22 protein-coding genes and 2 other annotated features are annotated in these 22,988 nt (G+C 43.9%); of the genes, 8 read left to right on the top strand and 14 right to left on the bottom strand.

Features of this window, described 5'->3' with window-relative positions:
- Nucleotides 1–9: 9 nt before the first annotated feature.
- Nucleotides 10–3,438, bottom strand: a complete 3,429-nt coding sequence (locus ACFQ2J_RS08055) for a hypothetical protein (RefSeq protein WP_386058505.1) — start codon at nt 3,436–3,438, stop codon at nt 10–12.
- 250 nt (nt 3,439–3,688) lie between these two features.
- Here ACFQ2J_RS08055 and ACFQ2J_RS08050 point away from each other — a divergent pair, with 250 nt between their 5' ends.
- The 3 genes from ACFQ2J_RS08050 (at nt 3,689) to ACFQ2J_RS08040 (ending at nt 7,269) form a co-directional block, all read left to right on the top strand.
- Complete coding sequence (locus tag ACFQ2J_RS08050) at nt 3,689–4,774, top strand: Fe(3+) ABC transporter substrate-binding protein (RefSeq protein ID WP_386058502.1); 1,086 nt, start codon at nt 3,689–3,691, stop codon at nt 4,772–4,774.
- A gap of 178 nt (nt 4,775–4,952) precedes the next feature.
- Entirely contained in the window at nt 4,953–6,563 is a 1,611-nt protein-coding gene (locus ACFQ2J_RS08045) for an ABC transporter permease (protein WP_386059031.1), read from the top strand.
- Between the two features lies 1 nt (nt 6,564).
- Entirely contained in the window at nt 6,565–7,269 is a 705-nt protein-coding gene (locus ACFQ2J_RS08040) for an ABC transporter ATP-binding protein (protein WP_386058500.1), read from the top strand.
- Between the two features lie 433 nt (nt 7,270–7,702).
- On the opposite strand, the gene thrS is transcribed toward ACFQ2J_RS08040, so the two are convergent.
- From thrS to ACFQ2J_RS08010, 6 genes are all read right to left on the bottom strand, one after another.
- Nucleotides 7,703–9,622: a threonine--tRNA ligase gene (gene thrS / locus ACFQ2J_RS08035; protein WP_386058497.1), complete on the bottom strand. Its 1,920-nt coding sequence runs from the start codon at nt 9,620–9,622 to the stop codon at nt 7,703–7,705.
- A 47-nt stretch (nt 9,623–9,669) separates the two neighbouring features.
- Nucleotides 9,670–9,894 (bottom strand) — a binding site (T-box leader).
- Nucleotides 9,895–9,924: 30 nt separating this feature from the next.
- Nucleotides 9,925–10,150: a binding site (T-box leader), on the bottom strand.
- A 54-nt stretch (nt 10,151–10,204) separates the two neighbouring features.
- Nucleotides 10,205–10,375 carry a hypothetical protein gene (locus ACFQ2J_RS08030; RefSeq protein ID WP_386058494.1) on the bottom strand — a complete coding sequence of 57 codons (171 nt, stop codon included), beginning with the start codon at nt 10,373–10,375 and terminating at the stop codon, nt 10,205–10,207.
- A 216-nt stretch (nt 10,376–10,591) separates the two neighbouring features.
- Nucleotides 10,592–12,535 carry an ABC transporter permease gene (locus tag ACFQ2J_RS08025; protein ID WP_386058491.1) on the bottom strand — a complete coding sequence of 648 codons (1,944 nt, stop codon included), beginning with the start codon at nt 12,533–12,535 and terminating at the stop codon, nt 10,592–10,594.
- Complete coding sequence (locus ACFQ2J_RS08020) at nt 12,525–13,286, bottom strand: ABC transporter ATP-binding protein (protein WP_386058488.1); 762 nt, start codon at nt 13,284–13,286, stop codon at nt 12,525–12,527. Before ACFQ2J_RS08020 ends, ACFQ2J_RS08025 begins: the two co-directional genes overlap by 11 nt.
- Before the next feature lie 104 nt (nt 13,287–13,390).
- The gene (locus ACFQ2J_RS08015) at nt 13,391–14,395 is read right to left on the bottom strand and encodes a sensor histidine kinase (protein ID WP_386058485.1); all 1,005 of its coding nucleotides are present in this window, start codon (nt 14,393–14,395) and stop codon (nt 13,391–13,393) included.
- Entirely contained in the window at nt 14,392–15,081 is a 690-nt protein-coding gene (locus tag ACFQ2J_RS08010) for a response regulator transcription factor (RefSeq protein WP_386059029.1), read from the bottom strand. Before ACFQ2J_RS08010 ends, ACFQ2J_RS08015 begins: the two co-directional genes overlap by 4 nt.
- 157 nt (nt 15,082–15,238) lie before the next feature.
- On the opposite strand from ACFQ2J_RS08010, the gene ACFQ2J_RS08005 reads away from it, so the two are divergent.
- Nucleotides 15,239–15,961, top strand: a complete 723-nt coding sequence (locus tag ACFQ2J_RS08005) for a hypothetical protein (RefSeq protein WP_386058482.1) — start codon at nt 15,239–15,241, stop codon at nt 15,959–15,961.
- Nucleotides 15,961–16,710: a hypothetical protein gene (locus ACFQ2J_RS08000; protein ID WP_386058479.1), complete on the top strand. Its 750-nt coding sequence runs from the start codon at nt 15,961–15,963 to the stop codon at nt 16,708–16,710. The genes ACFQ2J_RS08005 and ACFQ2J_RS08000 overlap by 1 nt, the downstream gene beginning before the upstream one ends.
- A 42-nt stretch (nt 16,711–16,752) precedes the next feature.
- Here ACFQ2J_RS08000 and ACFQ2J_RS07995 read toward each other — a convergent pair whose 3' ends face one another.
- From ACFQ2J_RS07995 to ACFQ2J_RS07965, 7 genes are all read right to left on the bottom strand, one after another.
- Nucleotides 16,753–17,178 carry an Hsp20/alpha crystallin family protein gene (locus ACFQ2J_RS07995; RefSeq protein ID WP_386058476.1) on the bottom strand — a complete coding sequence of 142 codons (426 nt, stop codon included), beginning with the start codon at nt 17,176–17,178 and terminating at the stop codon, nt 16,753–16,755.
- 549 nt (nt 17,179–17,727) lie between these two features.
- Complete coding sequence (gene pseH / locus ACFQ2J_RS07990) at nt 17,728–18,267, bottom strand: UDP-4-amino-4,6-dideoxy-N-acetyl-beta-L-altrosamine N-acetyltransferase (protein ID WP_386058473.1); 540 nt, start codon at nt 18,265–18,267, stop codon at nt 17,728–17,730.
- Between the two features lie 11 nt (nt 18,268–18,278).
- Nucleotides 18,279–19,055: a class I SAM-dependent methyltransferase gene (locus ACFQ2J_RS07985; protein WP_386058470.1), complete on the bottom strand. Its 777-nt coding sequence runs from the start codon at nt 19,053–19,055 to the stop codon at nt 18,279–18,281.
- Between the two features lie 14 nt (nt 19,056–19,069).
- Complete coding sequence (locus tag ACFQ2J_RS07980) at nt 19,070–19,819, bottom strand: phosphorylase family protein (RefSeq protein ID WP_386058467.1); 750 nt, start codon at nt 19,817–19,819, stop codon at nt 19,070–19,072.
- A 241-nt stretch (nt 19,820–20,060) separates the two neighbouring features.
- Nucleotides 20,061–20,471 carry a VOC family protein gene (locus ACFQ2J_RS07975; RefSeq protein ID WP_386058464.1) on the bottom strand — a complete coding sequence of 137 codons (411 nt, stop codon included), beginning with the start codon at nt 20,469–20,471 and terminating at the stop codon, nt 20,061–20,063.
- Nucleotides 20,468–20,902, bottom strand: a complete 435-nt coding sequence (locus tag ACFQ2J_RS07970) for an HIT family protein (protein WP_386058461.1) — start codon at nt 20,900–20,902, stop codon at nt 20,468–20,470. The genes ACFQ2J_RS07975 and ACFQ2J_RS07970 overlap by 4 nt, the downstream gene beginning before the upstream one ends.
- Before the next feature lie 131 nt (nt 20,903–21,033).
- Entirely contained in the window at nt 21,034–21,468 is a 435-nt protein-coding gene (locus tag ACFQ2J_RS07965) for an AraC family transcriptional regulator (RefSeq protein ID WP_386058458.1), read from the bottom strand.
- Nucleotides 21,469–21,729: 261 nt separating this feature from the next.
- Between ACFQ2J_RS07965 and ACFQ2J_RS07960 the strand changes: the two genes are divergently transcribed.
- From ACFQ2J_RS07960 to ACFQ2J_RS07950, 3 genes are all read left to right on the top strand, one after another.
- Nucleotides 21,730–22,020 (top strand): DUF3243 domain-containing protein, encoded by a 291-nt coding sequence (locus tag ACFQ2J_RS07960; protein ID WP_386058455.1) that lies wholly within the window; start codon nt 21,730–21,732, stop codon nt 22,018–22,020.
- A 108-nt stretch (nt 22,021–22,128) separates the two neighbouring features.
- Nucleotides 22,129–22,365, top strand: a complete 237-nt coding sequence (locus ACFQ2J_RS07955; RefSeq protein ID WP_386058452.1) for a hypothetical protein — start codon at nt 22,129–22,131, stop codon at nt 22,363–22,365.
- Between the two features lie 115 nt (nt 22,366–22,480).
- Nucleotides 22,481–22,942, top strand: a complete 462-nt coding sequence (locus ACFQ2J_RS07950; protein WP_386058449.1) for a DinB family protein — start codon at nt 22,481–22,483, stop codon at nt 22,940–22,942.
- Nucleotides 22,943–22,988: the final 46 nt, after the last annotated feature.

Genomic DNA, 22,988 nt, shown 5'->3' with positions numbered 1-22,988 from the left:
CAGCTCACTTTAGTCCCACTCTTTAAAGGATAGGATCAGCCGCTTGAACTTGGCCTCCAATTTCCCTTTATTGCTGTCACCCTTTTGTTTCTGCCACTCATTGTAACTTGCAACGGCAATCAGGGTGGATCCGGCTATAAGGAGGTAGCTCCACCACGGCAGGTTCCCCCAATATGGCTTGGTCTGGTACATGACATTGAAGATCAGCACACCTGTACCGACAAAGAAGTAGGATTTGATTCTGAATTGCATACCTGCCAAAATCGATACCAGCGATAAACCCCCGATGATGACTGCATCCCAGATCGTTTGACTCTGGATTGCGTCGACGACCAGGTAGATCGTAACCAGCAACAGGACAGTCAATTGTACATACTGCATCACTTTTTTATAGTTCGACCATGTCTTCAGACTTAACAGAACGACAAGGGCCATCAACGGCAAAGCAATCAGCTCTGCATGGATCAGCTCAGGTATTTCTGATTGATATTCATTGAAAATCAAGTAATACGTTGGCAGGATACTGACCATGGCCAGCGTAGCAAGCACGGGTTGAACAAACGTTTGATCAAATCGGCCGAATTGATAGAACAGACCGATGCTCACCATCACAAACGGAATGATCTCCAGCCAGACGACTGGGTCGGAACCGATCGTTTCCCCAACCTGCAGTACATAAAGGAAAGCGGTAATGGTGTACCAATCGATATAGTGTTCATTTTTATCCCATCTCGCAAATGCTTTGAATAAGTAGCGCCCCAGTACTAGCAGGACCAGAAAGCTGATGGTTTCAACCACCAACAGCGTCATGTCTGACAAGCGGACGTCCACCTGCTCCCACATCGCAATCGTAGCTGCCAGTGGAAGAATCGCCAGATAAGACCAGCCTCGCTTATGAAGCAGATAGAGCGTGAATGCTGCATAGACGGTCATCGGAATGATTTCCCATACTGAAATCAATGTCCATTCAGTGACAACCATCCAAAGTCCGAAAATCGAAAATGGAATCGTATAATCAAGCACCCTTTTCTTCCACAAACGGGGCACTGTTACAAGGATGCAAGCGAAAATTCCACTGGCAATCATCCAGATGTATGCGTCCGGCATATTTTCCAGCCATTGATAATAATCGAGAAGCAATGCAAGGAACAGAGGGATGACTGACATCCCGACATACATCAAGCTTCGAACCTGCCACTCCTTCTGTTTTATGAGTGCACTATACACATAGATGACTAATGCTAACAGGAAGATGAATGGATGAACTGGATCGGGCGAGGCATAGCTCAATAGGAACACAGGAATCAACAGAAGCTGAACCCCTTGCCCGAACCAGAAAAAGTAAGGCTTCAGATCCTCCCTCCACCTACCCGCATAATGATCCACCAGCAGGAAAGCGATCGGTGCAAACCCATAATAAAGCAGCACACCATTCAGTGTATTTAATGGTAACGGGATAACCAAGGATCCATAGAAAAAGAACACTACAGTTGTTACATACATCCATAAGCCATGGAGCTTCGTCCTTAACACCAGCCACACAGAAATCCCTATTCCAATCAGAAGCAGCAATGGTCTTACGAAGTCGTGATTGATATCAATGAATACATTCGCCATTGCCAACAGCCCAAACAAATAAAACCCCTGACCGGTAAAAAATGCAGCTTCTTCAAATGGCTGTACGTTCATTTTTCTCCATAGAAGACTAGTGCCAAGGATGAGGAGACCCGTCAAACTAAGGTGGAAAGGTACATTCAAGTTATGTTCATAGAAGAAAGACGCATCCGCTAACTCTGGGTAAATCAGAAACAAAGAAAATCCAAGTGAGACGGGATGGACCCAACCTGCAATCTTCGTCTCTGCTGTCCGCTTCTTCCCAACCACAATCGCCAGAAGAGCTACGACAGCCAGCATCAAAGCTGTTTCCAAGTAAGCAAAGATCGACAGCGCATATAACACGGTAAGCGCCATTACCCCTATGGATAGATAATAGCTGCTCGTACGGATGGCCTGCAGATATTTATGTCTGTTCGCTAGTCCCAACAGGAAAAATACCCCGACAGCAAAGAAGAATAAGAATACTTCCGGATTGACCCAATCTGTATAGCGACTCTCTATCAAACTCCATACTTCAAATCCGGAAACGAACAGGAAGAATGGAGACAGATAGGCAAACAGTAGATGATTTGTCACATATGCAAGATAAGTATAGTTCAATGCAATGACAAGGTAGGCAATCAACAACAACAGGGACTGGTCCGTCTCTGTTCGAAGCAGAATTCCTTGATAAGTAATATACAGAAATGCAGCAAACGAAATCACTGCACTAATATACCGGAACATGCGACGGATGTAGTCATGCTTTCCGGAAGCGACTGCAAACCCAAGGAATGCAGTACCTATGATTGCGTAAACAACTAGGTCTACTTGTTGCAGAAACGAATGTTCAGTCAGTTGATAGGCGCCGTAGGCAAATAACGCAGAGAAGACAAACTGGTATTCCTTCCGATCATAGACAAACACCATCGCCATATAGATAACCGCTGTCAGCAGGACATTGAAGCTGTAAAAGACTTCACTTTTGAACAAAAACAACATCAGCATCGTCGATACAATCAAGTTTAACTGAGCAAATATAGGCAATTCCTTCATGAACAGTTTCCAACGCTCGTTTTGATTGAACCGATGATATCCGTATAGCAACAGGCCATTGAAAATCATGATACCCAGGTAGAAAACATCAACTGAAACTTCCAGGGCTGCAATTCCGAATCCCACAGAAAATGATAGGAATAGATATGAAATCCAGATGAAAAGCCTGGATTGATGCCTATGGCCATTCCTTACGTATAGCGGTAATGGGAGCAGGGTACCAATCAACCCGAGCAGCTCCCTTCCCTCCCCGAATATAGATAGATAGGAACCAAGTAACTCGAAATAACCGATAGCCAGCACTACTACAGGAATCAACAAACTACCTAATGTCAAAAAGGCAAACGCAGTCTTTTCGATTTTAAGGAACTTACTGCTAATCACACTAAGACCTAAGAAGAAGATGGAAATGAAGGAGATCGAGATTACTTTCAACCCTGCACCCATCTGATCCCAATTGGTTGTTGCCACAACTAGACCACTGATCAACAACAGAACGACTCCTAGAATCAATGACCAGGTGATGTTCCGTTCTCTGACCTGCTCTTGGGTTTTCACCTTCTTCGGTTTCGGTGCAGGTACCGGATTTTTCGGAATTGGCGCAGGCTTCTCTTCCTCCACTTTAACCTCTGCAGTCTCCATCGAAGCTTGCAGTTGTTCCTCATTCATATGTTTGATATAAGCATCGTATTTTTCGGAAAAAGATTCATAGTCACGTTCACTGATAAACCCTTTCTGCCAAAGCTTCCATAACTCTGACCGGAAGACTTTTTCTCTTTCCTTCATCCTCCCCGCCCCCTTTTTATGTAAATATAAGCATTAGTGTAATTTTACACCCGAGTGTAAGTTTAAGCAACAATTTTTTCCAGTACATTTCTAGAGAATACATTCCCCCACATAAAAGGATTGAATCAAACAAATACTAGTTATTGAGAAAACTTTTCAATTACCCTTGACTTGAGAATCATTTTCAGTAAAATAGGTTGTGGGAATGAAAATCATTATCAATTAAATTACATAATAAGAGGTGGACAAGATGAAGAAAAACAAACTGTTCTTATTCAGCATCATCATGGTGCTATCCCTATTCGCACTTGCTGCGTGTGTAAATGGTGAAGAGAGCCAGAATGAAGAAGGCTCCGACTCCAATGCAGAAGATGAAAAAACAAGTGAAGAAATCAACCTTTACACTGGACGCCATTACGAGGCTGACCAGGAACTATATGAGAAGTTCCAAGAGGAAACTGGAATCAAAGTCAACGTTATCGAAGGTAAAGATGATGAATTGATTGCTCGTCTTGAGCGTGAAGGAAAAGCTTCTGAAGCGGACCTGTTCATTACTGCTGATGCAGGACGTCTTCACCGTGCAAAAAGTAAAGACTTGTTACAGGCAGTCGACAGCGAAGAACTGAAAGGCAACATCCCTGAAAACTTGCGTGACACAGAGGACCAGTGGTTCGGTCTGACGAAACGTGCACGAATCATCGCTTATAACAAAGAAACGGTAAACCCGGAAGACATCAAGACATACCAGGATCTTACAAACGACGAATGGAAAGAAAAAGTATTGATCCGTTCTTCTTCTAACATTTATAACCAGTCCCTGCTCGCTTCAATGATTGAGCTTGAAGGTGAAGATGCAGCGAAGGAATGGGCACAAGGAATCGTTGACAATATGGCTCGCGAACCAAAAGGTGGAGACCGTGACCAGGCGAAAGCAATTGCTGCTGGTGAAGGTGACGTTGCTGTCATGAACACGTATTACCTTGGAAAAATGATGAACTCTGAAGACGAAGAAGAAGTGAAAGTAGCTGAACAGCTTGGTGTCATCTTCCCTAACCAGGACACTACTGGTGCACACGTGAACATTAGCGGAATTGCGTTGACAGCAAGCAGCAAGAATAAAGAAAGTGCGATCAAGTTTATGGAATTCCTTACACAGGAAGAAGCACAGAAACAATTCGCAGAAGCAAACTATGAATACCCTGCCAACCCTGATGTAGCTGCATCTGAATTGCTACAATCCTGGGGAGAATTCAAAGCGCAGGACATCAACCTGACGAAGCTTGGTGAAAACAACGAAAAAGCCATCAAAATCATGAACGAAGTTGGCTGGAAATAAAACTTTAAACAAAAAGGCTGTCACAGGTAACCGTGACAGCCTTTTTCTGTATGTACAATCTTATTGAGAAACGTTATCATAGGTGGTGGGGTTCACTGATTTTACATCCCCCATACCATCGTCGTAGACTCAGAAGGAAGTGTCGTCATTGAGAGTGCTTAGAAAACTCCCAGGATATATGAACATCTGGACCTTGTTCAGCTTCATCATCGTTGTCCTGATCTTGTTGCCTAATCTGAATATCCTGATCAGCTTCTTCACAGAACAAACGAATAACTGGGAGCATATTAAAGAATTCATTCTTCCTGCACTTCTGAAGAATACGTCGATCCTGATCGTATTCACCGGGATCTTTACTGTCATGATCGGAACCAGTCTGGCATGGCTGATTTCTGCTTATGACTTCCCGCTCAAACGTTTTTTCAAATGGGGATTGATGCTGCCGCTGGCCATCCCTCCCTATATTGCAGCATATACGTACAACGGAATATTGAATTACACAGGTGTGATCCAGACAACCCTCCGAAATGATTTCGGTATCCGGGTAGACCAGAAATACTTCGATATTATGACGATTCCTGGAGCAATCTTCATCTTTACGATGTTTCTCTACCCTTATGTCTATACCATTACGAGGGCATTTCTTGCCAACCAGTCTTCAGCATTGATCGAGAATGCCAGGCTGTTAGGCAGCAATGCGTTCGAAATTTTCTTCCGTATCGTGCTTCCGATTTCACGTGGAGCCATTGTCGGTGGAGTGAGCCTTGTCCTGCTTGAAGTATTGAACGATTATGGAGTGGTGAAATATTTCGGGGTTCCCACCTTCAGCACGGCGATTTTTCAAACGTGGTTCAACATGGGAGACCTGAATGCCGCCATCAAGTTGTCGGCCACATTGATGTTCATCGTTTTTACTATTTTAATTCTTGAAAAAGTCTCACGGGGACGAAGGAAGTTCAGCCAAACGACTGCCAAAGTCAAACCGCTGACGCCGATCCGCCTGACAGGATGGAAAGCCTGGAGTGTATTCGGCTACACCTTATTGGTTTTCTCACTAGGATTTCTCATCCCGTTCATCCAACTGTTCGACTGGATGATCCTTACCTTTGATAAAATTGCGAGCCCAGCATTCATCGGCTTCATTACCAACTCACTGACGGTCGCATTTTTCGGATCGGTCATGATTGTCGGATTCGCTGTCATCATCGCCAACTTTGCACGCATGCACCGTAGCTGGTTCTCAAAAGCATCCGCTCGGATCACGATACTCGGCTATTCCATCCCGGGGGCTGTCATTGCAGTTGGAATCAGTGCTGTGTTCATTGATATCGATAATCTGTTATTTACATTTTACGAATCCATCGGTATGGAACCGACGCTTTTCTTAAGTACTAGTTTGTTCTTGCTGATTTCCGCCTATGTCATTCGTTTCCTTGCCGTCGGATACAATTCGATTGAATCAGGTTTTGATAAAATAGGAAATAAATATACCGAAGCTTCTCGCATGCTCGGTATGGGCATGACCAAAACGTTTTTCAAGGTCGACCTACGATTGATCAAGGGGGCGATTTTCAGTGGTTTCATCCTCGCCTTCATTGATATATTGAAAGAGCTGCCGCTTACGTTGATTCTGAGACCATTCAATTTTGATACCCTTTCAACAAAAGCATTCCAGTATGCAAGCGATGAACAGATCCATGAAGCCTCGCTTGCATCGATTGTCATTGTCGTACTCAGCGCCATTGCCATTTTTGTTTTCCACCAAGTGTTAGAAAAGGAGCGGAACTGATATGTACATTCAAATCAAAGACATTTGCTTCTCCTATAGAAATTCCAAAGAAAAGACCGTTGATAAGTTTTGTCTTGATATAGACCAAGGGGAGATCATTTCCATTCTTGGTGAAAGCGGAAGTGGGAAAAGTACGGTGCTCCGTCTGTTGAGCGGTCTGGAAACTCCAAGTTCCGGAAGCATCATGATCAATGGTAAAGTGATGACGGATGATCGCACCTTCGTCCTGCCTGAAAAAAGAGGCATCGGTATGGTGTTCCAGGATTATGCCCTGTTTCCTCACATGACCGTAGCGGATAACATCAGCTTTGGCTTGAAGGGATATGCCCGCGCAAAGAAGAAGCAGCGCGTTGATGAAGTGCTTGAACTGGTCAACATGCAGAAATTCAAAAAGCGTTACCCGCATGAATTGAGTGGTGGCCAGCAACAACGGATCGCATTAGCTAGAGCGCTTGCACCAGAACCTTCCCTATTGCTTCTGGATGAACCTTTCAGTAACCTTGATGCAGACTTGCAGATCAAAATCCGTGAAGAACTGAAACAGATCATCAAGAAAACCGGCACCACCTCGATCTTTGTCACCCATGACCGGGAGGACTCAAGAGCAATTGCCGACCGGATCATTACGATGCGGGATGGCGCAGCGCACGATTGGGATTCCATATGTACGGTAAGAGGGGAATTCGAACCTTTATCCGTTGAATAAGAGCATAAAAAATACCTTGCAGTACAATAACTGCAAGGCTTTTTTTATGGAAGATATTATAGCATCGATAAAATTGCACCAATTACTACGATTGCACCGATAATCATTAAAATTGTACGAATCATGACATCTGCCTCCTTCGATTGCTTTTGCTTATTCTTTCCCAAAAAAGTGATAAAGATAAACATTACATCTTTGTTACCGAAAAAGACAGATGAATAAAATAGGTACCGCTCCGTCAACACCCTCCGCTTTCCTCGGGCACGGCCTCAGTCTCCTCGTAAAGCAAAGAACGCTTTTCTGCGGGGCCTTCGGACGCGTGCTGTTCCCGATGGAGTCTTCGGATGTTGACTACGCTTTATATATTTTGTTACCCATAATCTTTAGTTAATTATTTTGGTGCCAACTATAACTCTTCTCACATGATATTGTTTCACTGAAGCTTTTTTAGAAGAATTTCTTCTTTGATCGAAGCGATGAAGGAATCACTAGAGACCTGATTAGAGACTTCGCTGCCATACTTCCTTACATTGACGGAATGGTTCTTCATCTCTTCATCCCCGACGACAAGGATATAAGGAACTTTTTTCATTTGCGCTTCCCTCATCCTGTAGCCTAGTTTTTCTTCCCGATGATCCACTTCAACTCTGATCCCAGCGTTCAGCAGCTGTTCTTTTACCTTTTCAGCATAGTCGAGGTGGACTTGGTTGGAAACCGGAATGACTTTTACTTGGAAGGGAGCGAGCCAAGCCGGAAACGCACCTGCGAAATGTTCAACAAGGATGCCGAAGAAACGATCAATGGATCCGAAAACTGCCCGGTGGATGACGACCGGCCTTACTTTTTCATTATTTTCATCAACATAGCTCAAATCGAATTTCTCAGGCATTTGGAAATCGAGCTGGATTGTCGCACACTGATGACTCCGCTTGAGCGCATCCTTGATATGAAAATCGATTTTAGGACCGTAAAAAGCGCCGTCCCCTTCGTTGATGCGGTAATTGTACCCGAGTTTATCCAGCACCCTCTTCAAGGAAGCCTCCGCCTGTTCCCATAAGTGGTCTTCCCCCATCGAGTCTTCAGGTCGAGTAGAAAGTTCGAGTTCATAATCGAATCCGATTACCCCATACACTTCATCAATCAGCGCGATGGCAGCTTCGATTTCAGATTCAATCTGATTTGGCGCAACAAAGATGTGCGCATCATCCTGACAGAAAGTACGAACGCGTGTCATGCCGTTCAAAGCGCCACTGAATTCATGCCGGTGCACTTGGCCGAATTCTGCCATCCGTAATGGAAGGTCCCGATAAGAATGAAGTTTATCCTTGAAAATCAACATATGACCAGGGCAGTTCATCGGCTTCAGCGCATATTCTACTTCATCAACATCCGTGAAATACATGTTGTCTTTATAATGGCTCCAGTGCCCCGATTGCTCCCAAAGCCGCTTGTTCATCATCAGCGGTGTACGGACTTCCTCGTATCCATGCTTTTGCTGCAGTCCTCGAAGATAAGCCTCCAGTTCATTTCGGACGATCTGCCCATTTGCGAGATAGAACGGCATTCCTGGAGCTTCTTCTGAAAACATGAACAGTTCAAGTGCTTTTCCAAGCTTCCGGTGATCACGTTTTTCCGCCTCTTCCCTGAAGTGCAAATATTCCTCGAGACCTTGCTGACTGGCAAAAGCCACGCCATAAACACGTTGCAGCATCTGGTTTTCACTGTCCCCGCGCCAATAAGCACCGGAAACGTTCATCAGTTTGAATGCTTTGATCACGCCAGTCGAAGGTGCATGCGGGCCACGACAAAGGTCGATGAACTCCCCTTGTTCATAGATCGATAAAGACTCTCCCTCAGGGATATCGGCGAGAAGCTCCAGTTTCAGTGGATCCTCTTCAAAAAGTGCTTCCGCTTCTTCCAGCGATAATTCCTTACGCATCACTTTATGGTTCTCTTCGATGATTTTTTTCATTTCTTTTTCCAACTTAACCAAGTCCTCTATGCCAATGCTTTCTGGCAGGTCGAGGTCATAATAGAAGCCGTTTTCAATCACTGGGCCGACTCCGAGTTTTACAGATGGATAAAGCCTTTTCACCGCCTGTGCTAACACGTGAGCAGCAGTATGACGCATGACTTCCTCCCCGACTGCTGAATCTCTAGCAATCAATTCGATGTTTGCATCTTTTTGCAGCTGGTAGCTCATGTCGACCAGCACCCCATCCACTTTACCGGCAATGGATTTCTTTTTCAGACTTGGACTGATCAACTGTGCAATCTCTTCTACCGAAATTCCGTGCTCGAATTCTTTTACATTCCCGTCCGGAAACACGACATTGATTCTTTTCTCTGACATATAAAGCCCTCCTTTTTTAAATAAAAAATACACGTACCTGCCCCTAGGAAAGGGACGAGTACGTGTACACCCGTGGTTCCACCCGAATTCTCACCAGTTTCACTGATGACTTATTGCTCGCTGTAACGTAGCGGGTACGGTGCCGGTTACTTCATTTCCCCGGCACAGCTCCAAGGTGGTCAATCATTCTCCTGCATCTAGGAAGATTCCAGCTTCACTTCCCTCTCTGGCAGACCGGACTGAATGATCGGTGTCCTTTTCAACGCTTTTTCATATATAAAAAAGCACGTATCCATCCCTGGTAAAGGGACGAGTACGTGCTTGCTCGCGGTTCCACCCAATTTCTCATCAGTTTAAGCTGATGACTCATTGCTCGCTGTAACGTAGCGGGTACGATGCCGGTTACTTCATTTCCCCGGCACAGCTCCAAGGTGGTCAATCATTCTCCTGCATCTAGGAAGATTCCAGCTTCACTTCCCTCTCTGGCAGACCGGACTGAATGATCGGTGTCCTTTTCAACGCTTTTTAGTTAATTGTTAATAATATACAGCAGGGGCATTTTTTCGTCAATGGGCATTTGCGTCATTTTTTCTTTTTATCCGGCAGATATTTGGAAAAATAAGCGCCAAGCCCGAGAAAAATGATCGTCAGTGACCAGACGACGATCCCTTCCTGCGGAAAATCCGCTGCCTGCCCGACAAGCTGAACTACTGCAATCAAAAGTAAGAAGATAAGGCTGAGTTTCTGTTTCATACAGGTTCTCCTTGATGTGAAGATTTTATTCCTCATTATAACAAAGCTCGCTCGCCAGTGCTTTTAACAAATTGAAGAACTTGTTATACGAATGCGATGCTTTCTTAAACAAAAAGGCAGACTTATTATACAAATCACAGCGTTTATTACACAAATCAGTGAAGTTATTATACAAACAGAAAAAACTCCAGCATCAAGCCGAAGTTTTCCCCCTCACTACAGTGCTTCACGAATGACTTTCTTGTAATACAACACTGACAAAAATCCGAAGATCGAATACAGACCTGCATACAGCACCATGACGATCAGCATCGGCGTCCATAGTTCCGCTCCGAACATGAACCATCCTGATTTGACCGCAAAATAGCTGTGTAACAGTCCAACTACCAATGGAATTCCGAAGTTGAAGAGTTGCTTTACCCGGATTCCCTTTACTAAATCTTTCCGAGTGAAGCCGAGCTTCCGCAATATCGTGTAGCTTGGTCGCTCGCTTTCACTTTCGTTCATTTGCTTGAAGTACAGGATACACCCCGACGTGACGAGGAATGTCAGGCCCAGGAATCCGACGATGAACATAACCAGACCCATCATCATTTTTTGCTGATCACTTGTTTCAAGCCATGACTGACTTGCTCCAGTTTCGCCGAAATCCAGGCTCGTAAACAGCTTGTTCGCTTTCTCCATTTTATCCTGATCATCCAAATGCACTCCGATGTGAAGCGACGATTCATATTGTAATTCAGGGTCTGCGTCTGCCTGCAGACGCTCGAAGATACTGTCATCGACAATTGCGACCGGAACACCTCCAGAAGTGAAGTAACCCGATATCGGGTGATCTTTTTCCAAGCCGGAATACTGCAATTCAAGTTCTTCGGTCTTCCCATGAAAAACAACCGGACCGGAATCCCTGAACTGCATGAACTTCTGTAAAAGGTCGTTATATCCAGTGAAGATCGGTTCTTCCTTACTCACATCTACCTCTACATCTGCATCACTGATGACAGGCATGTAGGTTTCTTCAAGATTAGCAGTGAGTCCATCGATCTTTCCATCCAATATTCGGGAGATATCAACCGCCACCTGGACGACATCAATTTTCTCCTGTTCATATCCAATCTCAAGCTCCTTGAGCCCGCTAGTGAACTTCTCTGCATCTGCTTCTTCTGTAAAGGAGAAATCTGCGGCAACACTATCCGACGCCAGCTTTTCCGCCGAATAATAGGAAATATAGCTGAGTGACAACAATGCGATTGCCAAAGCGGATACAGTCGTAATCACTGTAAGTAGCAAGGAATTCGACTTCATCCGGAACATGATCGATGAAAGAGACATCACATCCTGAATGTTCATGTACCCACCCTTGTTCTTCCGAATCAGGTTGGATAGGTAGCTGACTGAACCCTTATAGAAAAAGTACGTACCGATGATTGTAGAAGCAAGGATGATGACCATCACCATGAACAATTGATTCATCGTCGTAAAGTCGCCGCCGAACAGCTTTGATGAAAGGTAATACCCTAAAGCAATCATACTGATACCGATGATTCCAAACACCACTTCCAGTACCGGTCTTCTCCGTTTCGCGCTTTCCGTCGAGGAAGTTACACGGAACAAGGAGAGGATTGTCTGGCGCTTAATGAATAGATAGTTCATCGCCATGATCAGAAGGTAGATTCCTCCGAACACCAGCAAGGTTTGGACCAAAGCTTTTTCCGAAAATCTCAGCGTTGCTGCGGTATCCACCTTCGTGATGTTGAACAGGATCATCAGAATCAACTTGGATGATGCGAAACCAAGGAAAATCCCAGCTGCCATCGAGGAAAAGTATAAGATAAGGTTTTCCACACTGAGAATGCGAAAAATCTCGCCTTTTTTCAAACCGATCAATTGAAACAATCCAATTTCCTTACTGCGCCGTTTAATGAAAATCGTGTTGGCATAGAGCAGAAAAATGGCAACAATCGCAACAAGAAGGATGGATGCGGTACCTACGGCAGCTCCTCCCTTGATCGTTCCTTTCGTCCCGTCCATCGATGGATCATATTGCAACGTTACAAATGAAAAATATAAAGCGACACTGAACATCAATGCGAAAATATACAAGAAATAATTCTGGAGATTCTTTTTCAAGTTTTGGAGAATCAAGTAATTAATGCTCATCCTGTACGCCTCCAAGTACTCCTTGTGTTTTGATGATGTCCTTGAACAACGACTGTCTGGACTGATCCCCTTTCATCAGTTGGGAATAAATCCGGCCATCCTTGATGAACACTACTCGGCTGCAATAGCTTGCTGCGGCTGGATCGTGTGTGACCATTACGATCGTCGCCTTCCGCTTTGCATTCATTTCACTCAATTTATTCAAAAGGTCAGATGCTGACTTCGAATCAAGTGCGCCTGTAGGTTCATCTGCAAAAATGATGCTTGGCTCATGGATGAAGGCTCTTGCAGCTGAGGTCCTTTGCTTCTGCCCTCCGGAAATTTCATTCGGATATTTATCCTTTACTTCGTGGATGCCCAGTTCTTCCGCAAGTTCATCAAACCGTTGCATTGCTTCGTTCTTTGGTGTTTTCGTAATCGATAATGGCAACAGCACATTCTCTTTTACTGTCAATGTATCCAGCAGGTTGTAATCCTGGAAGATGAAGCCAAGATGACGTTTCCTGAATTCGGCAAGCTTCTTCTCTTTCATCGCGGTCATTTCGTTCGACTCGATGTGGATGGAGCCTCCGCTCACTTTATCGATGGAAGAAAGGACATTCAGCAACGTCGTCTTTCCTGAACCGGAAGCACCCATGATGCCGACGAATTCACCTTCCTCTATCTTTAAATCAATTCCCTTCAGTACTTCCTGACGATTGAACTTGTTTCCGTAGCTTTTTCTGATTTTTTCTGCGTGTAAAATACTCATGCATTCGCACTCCCCATTGTTGATGATAGATTCATTATAAAAAGCTGAACGAATCTTTTCCTTCGATTCACCTAACAAAACAGATAAGGCATGTGACATTTTTGTCACATGCCTATCACATCGACGAAATCATTCCGTTTCGGGAAGGTCAGCGTAACGATCGTTCCACTTCCGACCGTTGAGTCCACATCAATTGAAATCAACAATGGCTTGGCTGCTTTCTGTGTGAGATACAACCCCATCCCCGTGGCATTCGCTGCTTCCTTACGCGCAGTGGATGTGAACCCTTTTTCAAAAATTCGTGGGAGGTCTTTAGCGTCAATCCCCACTCCATGATCTTCTATCTTCATCACTTTTTCTCCGCTGATTTCATAGGAGCTAACGGTAATATCCCCATCCGAGCTGTACTTCACCGCATTACTCAACAGCTGACGGATAATGAAAGCCAGCCATTTGGAATCGCTGAGCACTTCTTTCACTTGAAGATCGATATCAAAACCGATTCCTTTCTGAATACACCACGACTGCAACGTGCGTATTTCACCGAAAACGACTTCTTTCAAATCCACCGGCTCGATATACAGATCATTTTCAATCACACCGATCCGCTTCTGGTGCAGCTGCTGATCAAGTAGAAAGTGGATGCGAAGCCATTCGTAGGTCAATTGCCGTTTCAAATCCTGATCCTCCACCCGATCGATCATCAGATGGATAGCTGTCAAAGGTGTTTTCACTTCATGAATCCACGCGAGCATTTCTTCTTTTTCCTGCTCCACCTTTATGTTATTGGCAGTGATCTCACGCTTCCACACGTCCATGTGGTCTGTGAGCGTTTCAGCGGTCATTTTTTCAAATGGCAGGTCTCCTTGAAGTACACTTGTAGCATCGAGATCATTGATGCGTTCATTCAGCTGCTTATAAAATTTCGTTTCTTTATAGTAACGTGTGACGAGGAAGACGACAAAAAGGATACTCGACAGAAACACTACATACCCCATCGATTGAAATGGAATGGATGAATCCAAATAACCAACAAAGAGAAACAGTCCATGGATTCCGATCACCAGGCTGATCCAGCTCAATCGTTCCCTTATGTATTCACGGATCATCGGTTTTCCTCTTCTATTGCAATATACCCTTGCCCTACCTTCGTTTCGATTCGATCACCAAGACCGATTTCTCCCAACCGCTTCCGCAAGCGATTGACGTTGACCGTCAATGTATTATCACTAATGAACCGCTCGTCGTTCCACAAGCTCTGCATCAAGCTTTCTCTGCTGACAATCCTATTCTTATGTTCAATCAATGCTTTCAATATGTAGATTTCATTCTTCGTCAGCTCGACAGTTCCAACTGAGTTGGAAACCGAATTCTTTTCATAGTCAATGGTTGCCTTGTTCCATGTCTTCAAATTCGTCTGCTCACTGCTATAGTTGTACACTCTTCGAAGCACGGCTTGAATTTTTGCTATCAGAACATCGAAGTTGAACGGCTTCTGGATGAAATCATCTGCTCCAAGCTGCATCGACATGACCATATCCGTGGGGTGATCCCTCGATGATAGAAAGAGTATCGGCACATTGGAATGCGCTCGGATCATCCTGCACCAGTGAAAACCATCATACATTGGCAGCTGGATATCGATGAGGACAAGGTCCGGCTTTATTTCCGTAAACCTTTCCATCACCTTGCTGAAATCATTGATGCCATGCACGTCATAGGACCACTGCCTTAACCTGCTTTCAATTTCAGTAAAAAGACTCGTATCGTCTTCGATCAATAGAATGTTGAACAAACCAAACACCACGCTCTGCTAGTAGTTAAGTAAATTGTAAAACAAAAGCAGCCAGAGTGCTATCGGAGATTGTTAGATTCCGGAAATGCGCATCAACAGGTTACTTGAAATGATATACTAGTTTAGGAATGTTTTACCTTTTGAAAGGAGGAACTTCATGAACTTCGAATTCAATCTTCTACCCGTGAATATGCCAGCACTACTGATGGCTTCCATTGGATGGATACTTCTATTTGCAGGTATCCTGATCATTTATAAGAAGCAGGATGCACCGCCTAAGTTCTGGAAAGTGCTCGTTGCAGGAATCATCGGATTGTTCTGCTTCACTTTCAACTATCAGACAGAGAACACGATGCTCCGGATTCCAGTGCTTCCATTAGGTGTATGGATTCTGATGTGGATCTTGAAACGGCGAGGAACAGGCTGGTCTACCTATCGCCCTTATGCATGGACTGGTTTTGTAATCAATTTCGTTTTTTTACTAACTATCTTCCTCACTCCGACCGTACATAATTGGTTTTATCCAGCACATGAACCTTCAACATACATAGCGGAAGTGAAAGGCGCAGAAATCATCGCAACGCACCCTTCGGCGAATGAGCGCAGGCTGGATGCTGAACGATTAATGGAGCAATTGGACACCATGAAAACAAGTCAGATTCATAGTGAACAATGGTACAGGGATACATACGATACGGTCGGAACAGAAAAAGTGGATGAACGGTTCCCTTATATGGTGGAAGGGATCGACACAAGATGGGGAAGCGGCATCAATCCGCTCATTTATGTTGAAAACGATGGGAAAGGGTTACTGATACGTACCGGCGAGGGACAAATCTATTTCCGCTCCGAGCAAACCTTCCTTAAGGAGGGAGCATGATGAGCCGAGCAAAGAAATTAATGACTACTGGGATCATCTTAGTTATTGTAACGATATTCCTAATCTACTGGTTCTACCTGGCTGAACCAGGACCATTCTTGAAAGAACAAGAGGTTTTGAATCAGGTCAATGAAACCTTTGCAGAAGCAGATGCAGAAACCATTCAGGATATCAGATTCGTAGAGGATGGTTATGTATTTGCCCCTCATATTTCTGGAGCTGGAGATTACGGCTATAGCCTGTGGGAATGGAAACATAACAAATGGAAATTAGTAAGAATCGATACAATCGGTGAACCGATGATTTGGAAGCTTGACCCAAGTGATCCTTCCACCTATCACATTATCTGGAACTTTCACCCTGATGATCAGGCAGCCTCAATGAAGATGTATGCCTTGAGAAGGCGAGGCTATCACATTTCCATGGGAGTAGAAAATTATTCCCCTGCAATTCAAATGAGTACAGACGTAACATTTGATGCTACCTATGGTACACGCCCTGTTCCAAAACAATGGAGTCACCTGATGAAGGCAACTGCTGAAAGCCAAGCGGATCAGCATTCTATTTTCTCTTTTGGTTCCATGTTCCAAAATCCCACTTTTCAACTAAGATACACACTCTACAAGCAAGATGGAACGGTAACCTTCCCGAAGCATTCCGTAAATGGCCACGGGTATTCGATGGGCAGCGACACGTTGCTCGATTATATGCCTTCCATTGAAGAGAGTGAACTAGATCGCCTTTATTAAAAGCATTCCCCCTTACCTGCCAGCGCAGATAAGGGGGTTTTTTCAATCGATATCGATTTTCTTCCCTTTCACCTTCGGAAAACTGATGGACAGCAGCCCGTTGTCATAGCGTGCCGTCATGTGCTGACGCATGGCATCCGACGGGATACGAATCCTGCGTTCCAGGTACATATCTTTCTTACTGCTATATCCTGCCTTCGTATCTGTAATCGATTGCTGCCGATCAACAGTGATATGCAAGTATTCCCCCCGCATCTCCAAATCAATATCTTCTTTGGCAACACCCGGCAGCTGGACGCTCAGGTTATAGCTGTCGTTCGATTCCTTCACCTGAACAGGAATGCTTTTAGACATCGTATTTTGGAAAAAATCGTTCATCGTATCCATCAAGGAACGATTCGGCTGCAGTTCAAACAAATCATCAAACATGCTTCTCGTCCGAGGCCGCTTATTCTCTTCTGAAGCCATTGATCCAGTACCTCCTCTTTTCATTTCATCTTCATAACTACACTATGTATTACGCCTAGAAGTGCGTGGACGAATGCCCGATTTTTTGCATATCCCACACCATTGACGAATAAAAATTTATAAATCGATTCAGAGGAGTGTGATAAAAAAGGCATTTTATTTTCATCTGATTTCTACCTTTTTTCTTATCATAGGACAAATGAAATCATCGATACGATCGGTTTCAGCAGCATCTGTCACACATTTGTAGAAAGTTGTATTGTTTAACCTGATGGAAAAGGCGGAATAGAAGACTAACTACAAGAAAATTGGAAAGTCTCTCCACCTAGAATGTACATCACCAATTCTTTATAGGGAGAGGATCGTATGAAAATAAAAGCTGGCAGCTGGTGTATGTTAAGCACGCAGGATAAGTTGTTCTTATTACGTGCAATTAGTCAGCGATCAAAATTGTTATACGCAACAGCCAATTGACTCTCAATTAAACCTGGTCCTTATATATGCAATCAATTAGAAAAACCAGGAGCGACCACAATCGCTCCTGGCTTTTTATTTATCATCCGATTTAAGATAGTCGTTCTGGAAGGTTCCCATCAGTACGACATCATGCCATTTTCCGTCCCGGAAAAGGTGATCTTTCCATGTACCTTCTTTAGTGAAACCAAGCTTTTCGTATAATTTGATTGCTCTATAGTTAAATGAAAACACCTTCAAATGAACTTTATGAAGGTTCAGCTCTGCAAAGGCATAGTGCAGCAGGAGGTTCATCGCCTCTTTCCCTATCCCCTTGCCCCACCATTCTTTTTCGCCGATATCGATAATGCACTCGGCATTCCGGTTTTTATAATCGATGTTAATTAGTGAAACGACACCGATCGGTTGGCCGCCTTCTTTCGCTTCAATCAGATAACTCTTCGACTGTGCAGAAGTACTGATCATCTCGATGAATGCCTTCGTATCCTCTAAGGTATAGGTGTCCAGAGTCGGACTTGTACTCTGCATCACTTCTGGATCATTCCGCCACCGATGATAGGTTTCCGCATCGTCCATAGTAATCTTCCTTAATGTGATCCGCTCTCCTTCAAACATGACAGTCTCCTTTATGATTGTTTGATTGCCTTCGTCGCAATGAAAGTCTTAATATACTTATCCAGCATTCTTCTGCCGCCGAAATCATCTTCATATAGTCCTGCGACCATGAAGCCAGCATTGATCTGACCCTGGATCTGCTCCTCTAATGTATGTGCATATTCGATCGTCTGGTCTGCTTCCAAATATGCCTGCAGCTCTTCTTCTGAAAAACCGCTTACAGTCGATGAAGGCACAGAATTACTCACTTCAAGATTCCCCTTCATCTCCTGTTCATCGTTGAAAATGAACAATAGCGGGTTCGTAAATCCGGAAATGAGCGTGCCTTTTTCTTTCAAGACGCGAGCCGCTTCGTTCCAGACCGGCTGGATATATTCAACGAACAGGTTGGAAACCGGATGTACGATCAGGTCGAAGGATTCATCTTCGAACATATGTAAATCATCCATGCTGCCCTGCACCGTTTTCAAGTTCAGTCCATCACGTTCAGCGACGAAGGCGTCCTGTTCCAACTGCTTTATAGAAATATCAATGACCGTCACTTCTGCCCCCGCAGCGGCAAGTACCGGCCCCTGCTGGCCTCCACCCGCTGCCAAACAAAGCACCTTCAAACCATCCAAGGATGAAGGGAACCAGTTTCTTGGCACCGGTTTTTCTGTAGTCACGGTAATGCTCCAGTCTCCTGACTTGCTGGTTTCGATCATTTCTTTGCTTACAGGTTTGGTATAAACCGCTCCTTCTTCCACTTTTTTATCCCATGCTTTTTTGTTGTGATCTATGGTATTCATCTTTTTCCCTGCCTTTATGGTTGATAGCTTGATAGATGTAAAGCAAGCTCCCTTATTCGTTGGTCGGTTTGTTCTTCACTAATATCCCGTTGGTCATCCGAATTATAAAACGTATCCCCTTTGATGATATGGTCTGAGAGGTTGAGTAAACCTACTGCGCTTTTATTGAATTTCCTCGCCACCGCAAATGTCGTAGCTGTCTCCATATCGACGCCGAGGTAACCTTCCTTCGCCCACTCCTGTACCATCTCCTGCGTTTCCACCATAATGGCACCAGTAGAGTAAACTGTACCTGTTGTGTAGCGATATCCCTTCTCTTTACAGTAGCGCACCGCTTCTTGAACAAACGTTTGATCAGCATCGATCATTCGCTGATCCGGCACATACCATTGGGACACCCCATCATCCATGACAGCCCCTGTCACAATTAGAATGTCTCCATAATCGACGTCGTGTGAAAGCCCGCCGAAGTAGCCGGTTTGAATAAAGGTCCTTGTTCCCATCACCGCAAACCGATGGGCAATTGCAGCAGCAATCGGACCTCCGAAAACATTGGAAAAGCCGACCTGCTCTCCCTCATGTTTCCCGACAACCGTATTCCAGCTCGGAATCCACTGATCGTTGGTCAGTTTTTCTTTCCATAAAGAAAGATTCTCTTCATGGTCCCATTGTCCATGAAGGATCAGCGTGGAAGGTACAGCTGCTTCGTTTATCTCCAATACTTCCAGCCAGTCTTCTTTTGTAAAATCACCATACAGTTTCATAGTTTCCATCCTTTTCAGCGGTATTTATCGATAACTGCGTCATATGCATCTGCTACATCATCCAAGTTGGTGGATAATGAGGTATTCATGGGACGTTTATGTAAGGTTTAAACTTTTTCTCAGGTAAACCGTAGTCATATATGGTATCGGATGAACTTCTTTCTTTTAAAATTTGACTACTGAATCCATGGGTCCGACCTCTGTGAAGCTATCTCCAATACACGCAACCTTCATCTCAACACTACCTTTTATTAATTTTGAATGAAGGGCTCAGTTCACTCCACACATCGAACTGATTGCTGTTATTATCTTCAAAAACAAAATTGTTCCCGGTATGACCGCGATCTTCTATATTCCCGACTTTCACTCCACTTTCTTTAAGTTGTTGATGTAGCTCCTTCAATGCTTCCAGTCCATCAACCTCAAAAGTCATGGAGAAATGTTCGTTTCCATTGCGTTTAATAAAATTGGCACGCTCACTATTCTGGGCAGCCACGAGGAAAAAGCTTTGGTTCGCCAAATCCAAAATGGCTTTATCTTCATCGATATAATTCAACTTTGCCCCAAGCTTCGACGCATACCACTCAGCGGAATCTTTCACCTGTTGCACAGGCAAGTATGTAGTGCCCACTCTCAACAATTGCGTAGTCATTTCAGTTCCTCCTCTTCAATTGCGACAGCAAGCTTTTCTCTGGTTTCTGCCAGCTTTTCCTTTAAATGCTCATTTTCCAGCGGTACTTCGGAATAGAAATCCTGGAAATCCTGCTGTACGAACCTAGGTACCACATGTAAGTGGAAGTGGTCCAATTCACTGAAAACCCCGCCATTTTGCGAAATTGTTATTCCATCTGGGTCATATAACCTTTGCACAGCCTGACTTATCACTTTGGCCGCTCCCATGATTTGATTGACCAATGACTCTTCCATTTCAATGAGTTCCCGATAATGTCCTTTCGGTAGAATCAGGACATGCCCCTCGTTGAAGGGATCATGATCAAGAAAACAACAGAGATGATCATTTTCATAGATGACATGTACTGGTGCTTCCTTGTTTGCTAATGTACACCCTAAGCATTCTTCCAACCTCTTCACCTCTCATCGACCATTCTTTTCGTCAGTCTTCTTCTTTGCCACCCAAAAGGCTAAAATCACTAATGGAATCACAATGAAAATAGAAATATTAATATGACTACTAGTGAGAATAGCCAGCAGCATTAAGGCAGGTAGACGGTTACCTCTTCTCCAGTTTCAGTTGGATGATACGTCTCCACAATCCAGTCGTTTGAATCAATTTTACCATTCGTTTCCTCTGCAAACTCCTGTAATTGGGCATGTAGGGTACCTACCTCTCCAATCTTCCCTCTTATCGATACATAGTCTCGTGAAAGATTAATGTATTCCATTCCATCAGGTGTCTGGGATGGGGGTTCCTCCATCATTACGCCAACATAATATTCTCCCTCCAGATGCTGTTCTCCTTTCTTCGGTTCATACAGGGCAACCTCCACACCTGTATGTCCTTCAATCTCCTTCAAACGATTCATAAAAGCGCTCGCAGTCGCAGGGACATCTTTATGAAAATCTGAGTACGCACCTTTTCTACTTATTCCTGTAATCTTGAAAAGCTGAGAGCTACGACTACACCTCATACTGACTCCTCCAATCGTTTATATGCTACATTTTACCATTTATAAGCTGCCATTACTTTGTTTTTATGAGAGCGAAATCATTATTGTAATATAATTGAAATACCAGAAAAAGGTTTATAGGAGCGAAAAAAAGGAAACATACACTATACGCCCCACCGTTCCATAGGTTTGATAAAAGTTATAGGACTCTAATGTGCTCCACTATGTTTATCAGGTGAATGACAGAGGAATCGAAACATAACTTATCAAGGAGGTTTTAAAATGGCAGATCCAAAGAAAGCAGCAGCAAATATGGGTGAAGATAAAAAAGACGATATCATGCAAAATTATGAGTCATTCAAGAACTATTTAGGTGATAAAGTACACAAAGGTGAAAAGCTCGGTATGGACGACGAACAGCTTACTAAAGGTGCAAAGCGCGTAGCGGATTACCTCGCTGAGTACGAGCAGCCTAGAAACCGTGAAGAGAAGGTTCTTAATGAACTATGGAATGTTGCCAATGAAGAAGAACGTAAACACATGGCACACGTTCTCGTGAAACTTACCAAGTAGAAGCCTTTTAAAAGGTGAATCAATCGGGCTCCGTCCTTATTGAGGATTCGGAGTCCGATATTTTTCTCTTAGAAACAAGGCTTTCTATCGATGAAGGAGCAGACTACCTTGAAATTTCTACAATTCATCCAAGACGAAGGGTTTACAGCAGTGACATTTACCCCCAACGGCGGAAAAGCAGTAAAGCTGAAGCTGGCGGATGTGCCCACAGATGAAGACCTTTACAAGCAGATGAAACTTACGCCAACCACCATCCAATATTACCCCTTTGAGCGAGAGCCTTATATCCATTGCCAGAATGAAAATGAAGTGATGAAAGTCAAACTTCACAAAATCATTATATGATGTGTGGAGTTGCCAAACCCCGATCTTCCTGTAGAAGGTCGGGGTTTTAGTGTGCAATTTTTTTGAAGGAAATTAAATGCTGTTGTTGAACTTTACTACCAAGGGGGATATCAATATGAATAAACGTCAAGAAGCTTTATTTAACCAAATGGATACCTATCGAGAGGAACTGTTAGATATATTAAGTGACGTCACATCAGAAGAAGCAGAAATGATTCCAGAAGAATTCAACAATAATATCCGCTGGAATCTGGGTCACTTGTATCTCGATCAGTATATGTGGATCAAGGTATTAACCAAGGACGATCTATACTCCGACCAGTTGACTGGATGGTTTGGATTCGGGACAACTCCCGCTGACTTTGATCAGGACACTCCATCCTTTGATGAACTGAAGGAACGCTTGAAAGATCAGCCAAGACGAATTAAAGAACACTACGGTGATCGGCTCGAGGAAGAATTCCCGCCAACAGAAATGGGGATGTTCACAATCGAACAAGTATTGATCCGGACCATCTTTCATGAAGGATTACATACCCAGGCAATCAACGACTTGAAGAAATGCATCAGAAAATAGTACTGCCTGATAAAATCAAAAAGATACTCCTCTTTAAAAAGGAGTA

Origin of the sequence: Thalassobacillus hwangdonensis (assembly GCF_042675915.1) — a bacterium.
GTDB classification, from domain to species: Bacteria; Bacillota; Bacilli; order Bacillales; family Halobacillaceae; genus Thalassobacillus_A; species Thalassobacillus_A hwangdonensis.
Note: the sequence above shows the minus strand (reverse complement) of the source record. Positions and strands in the feature narration are given on the sequence as shown.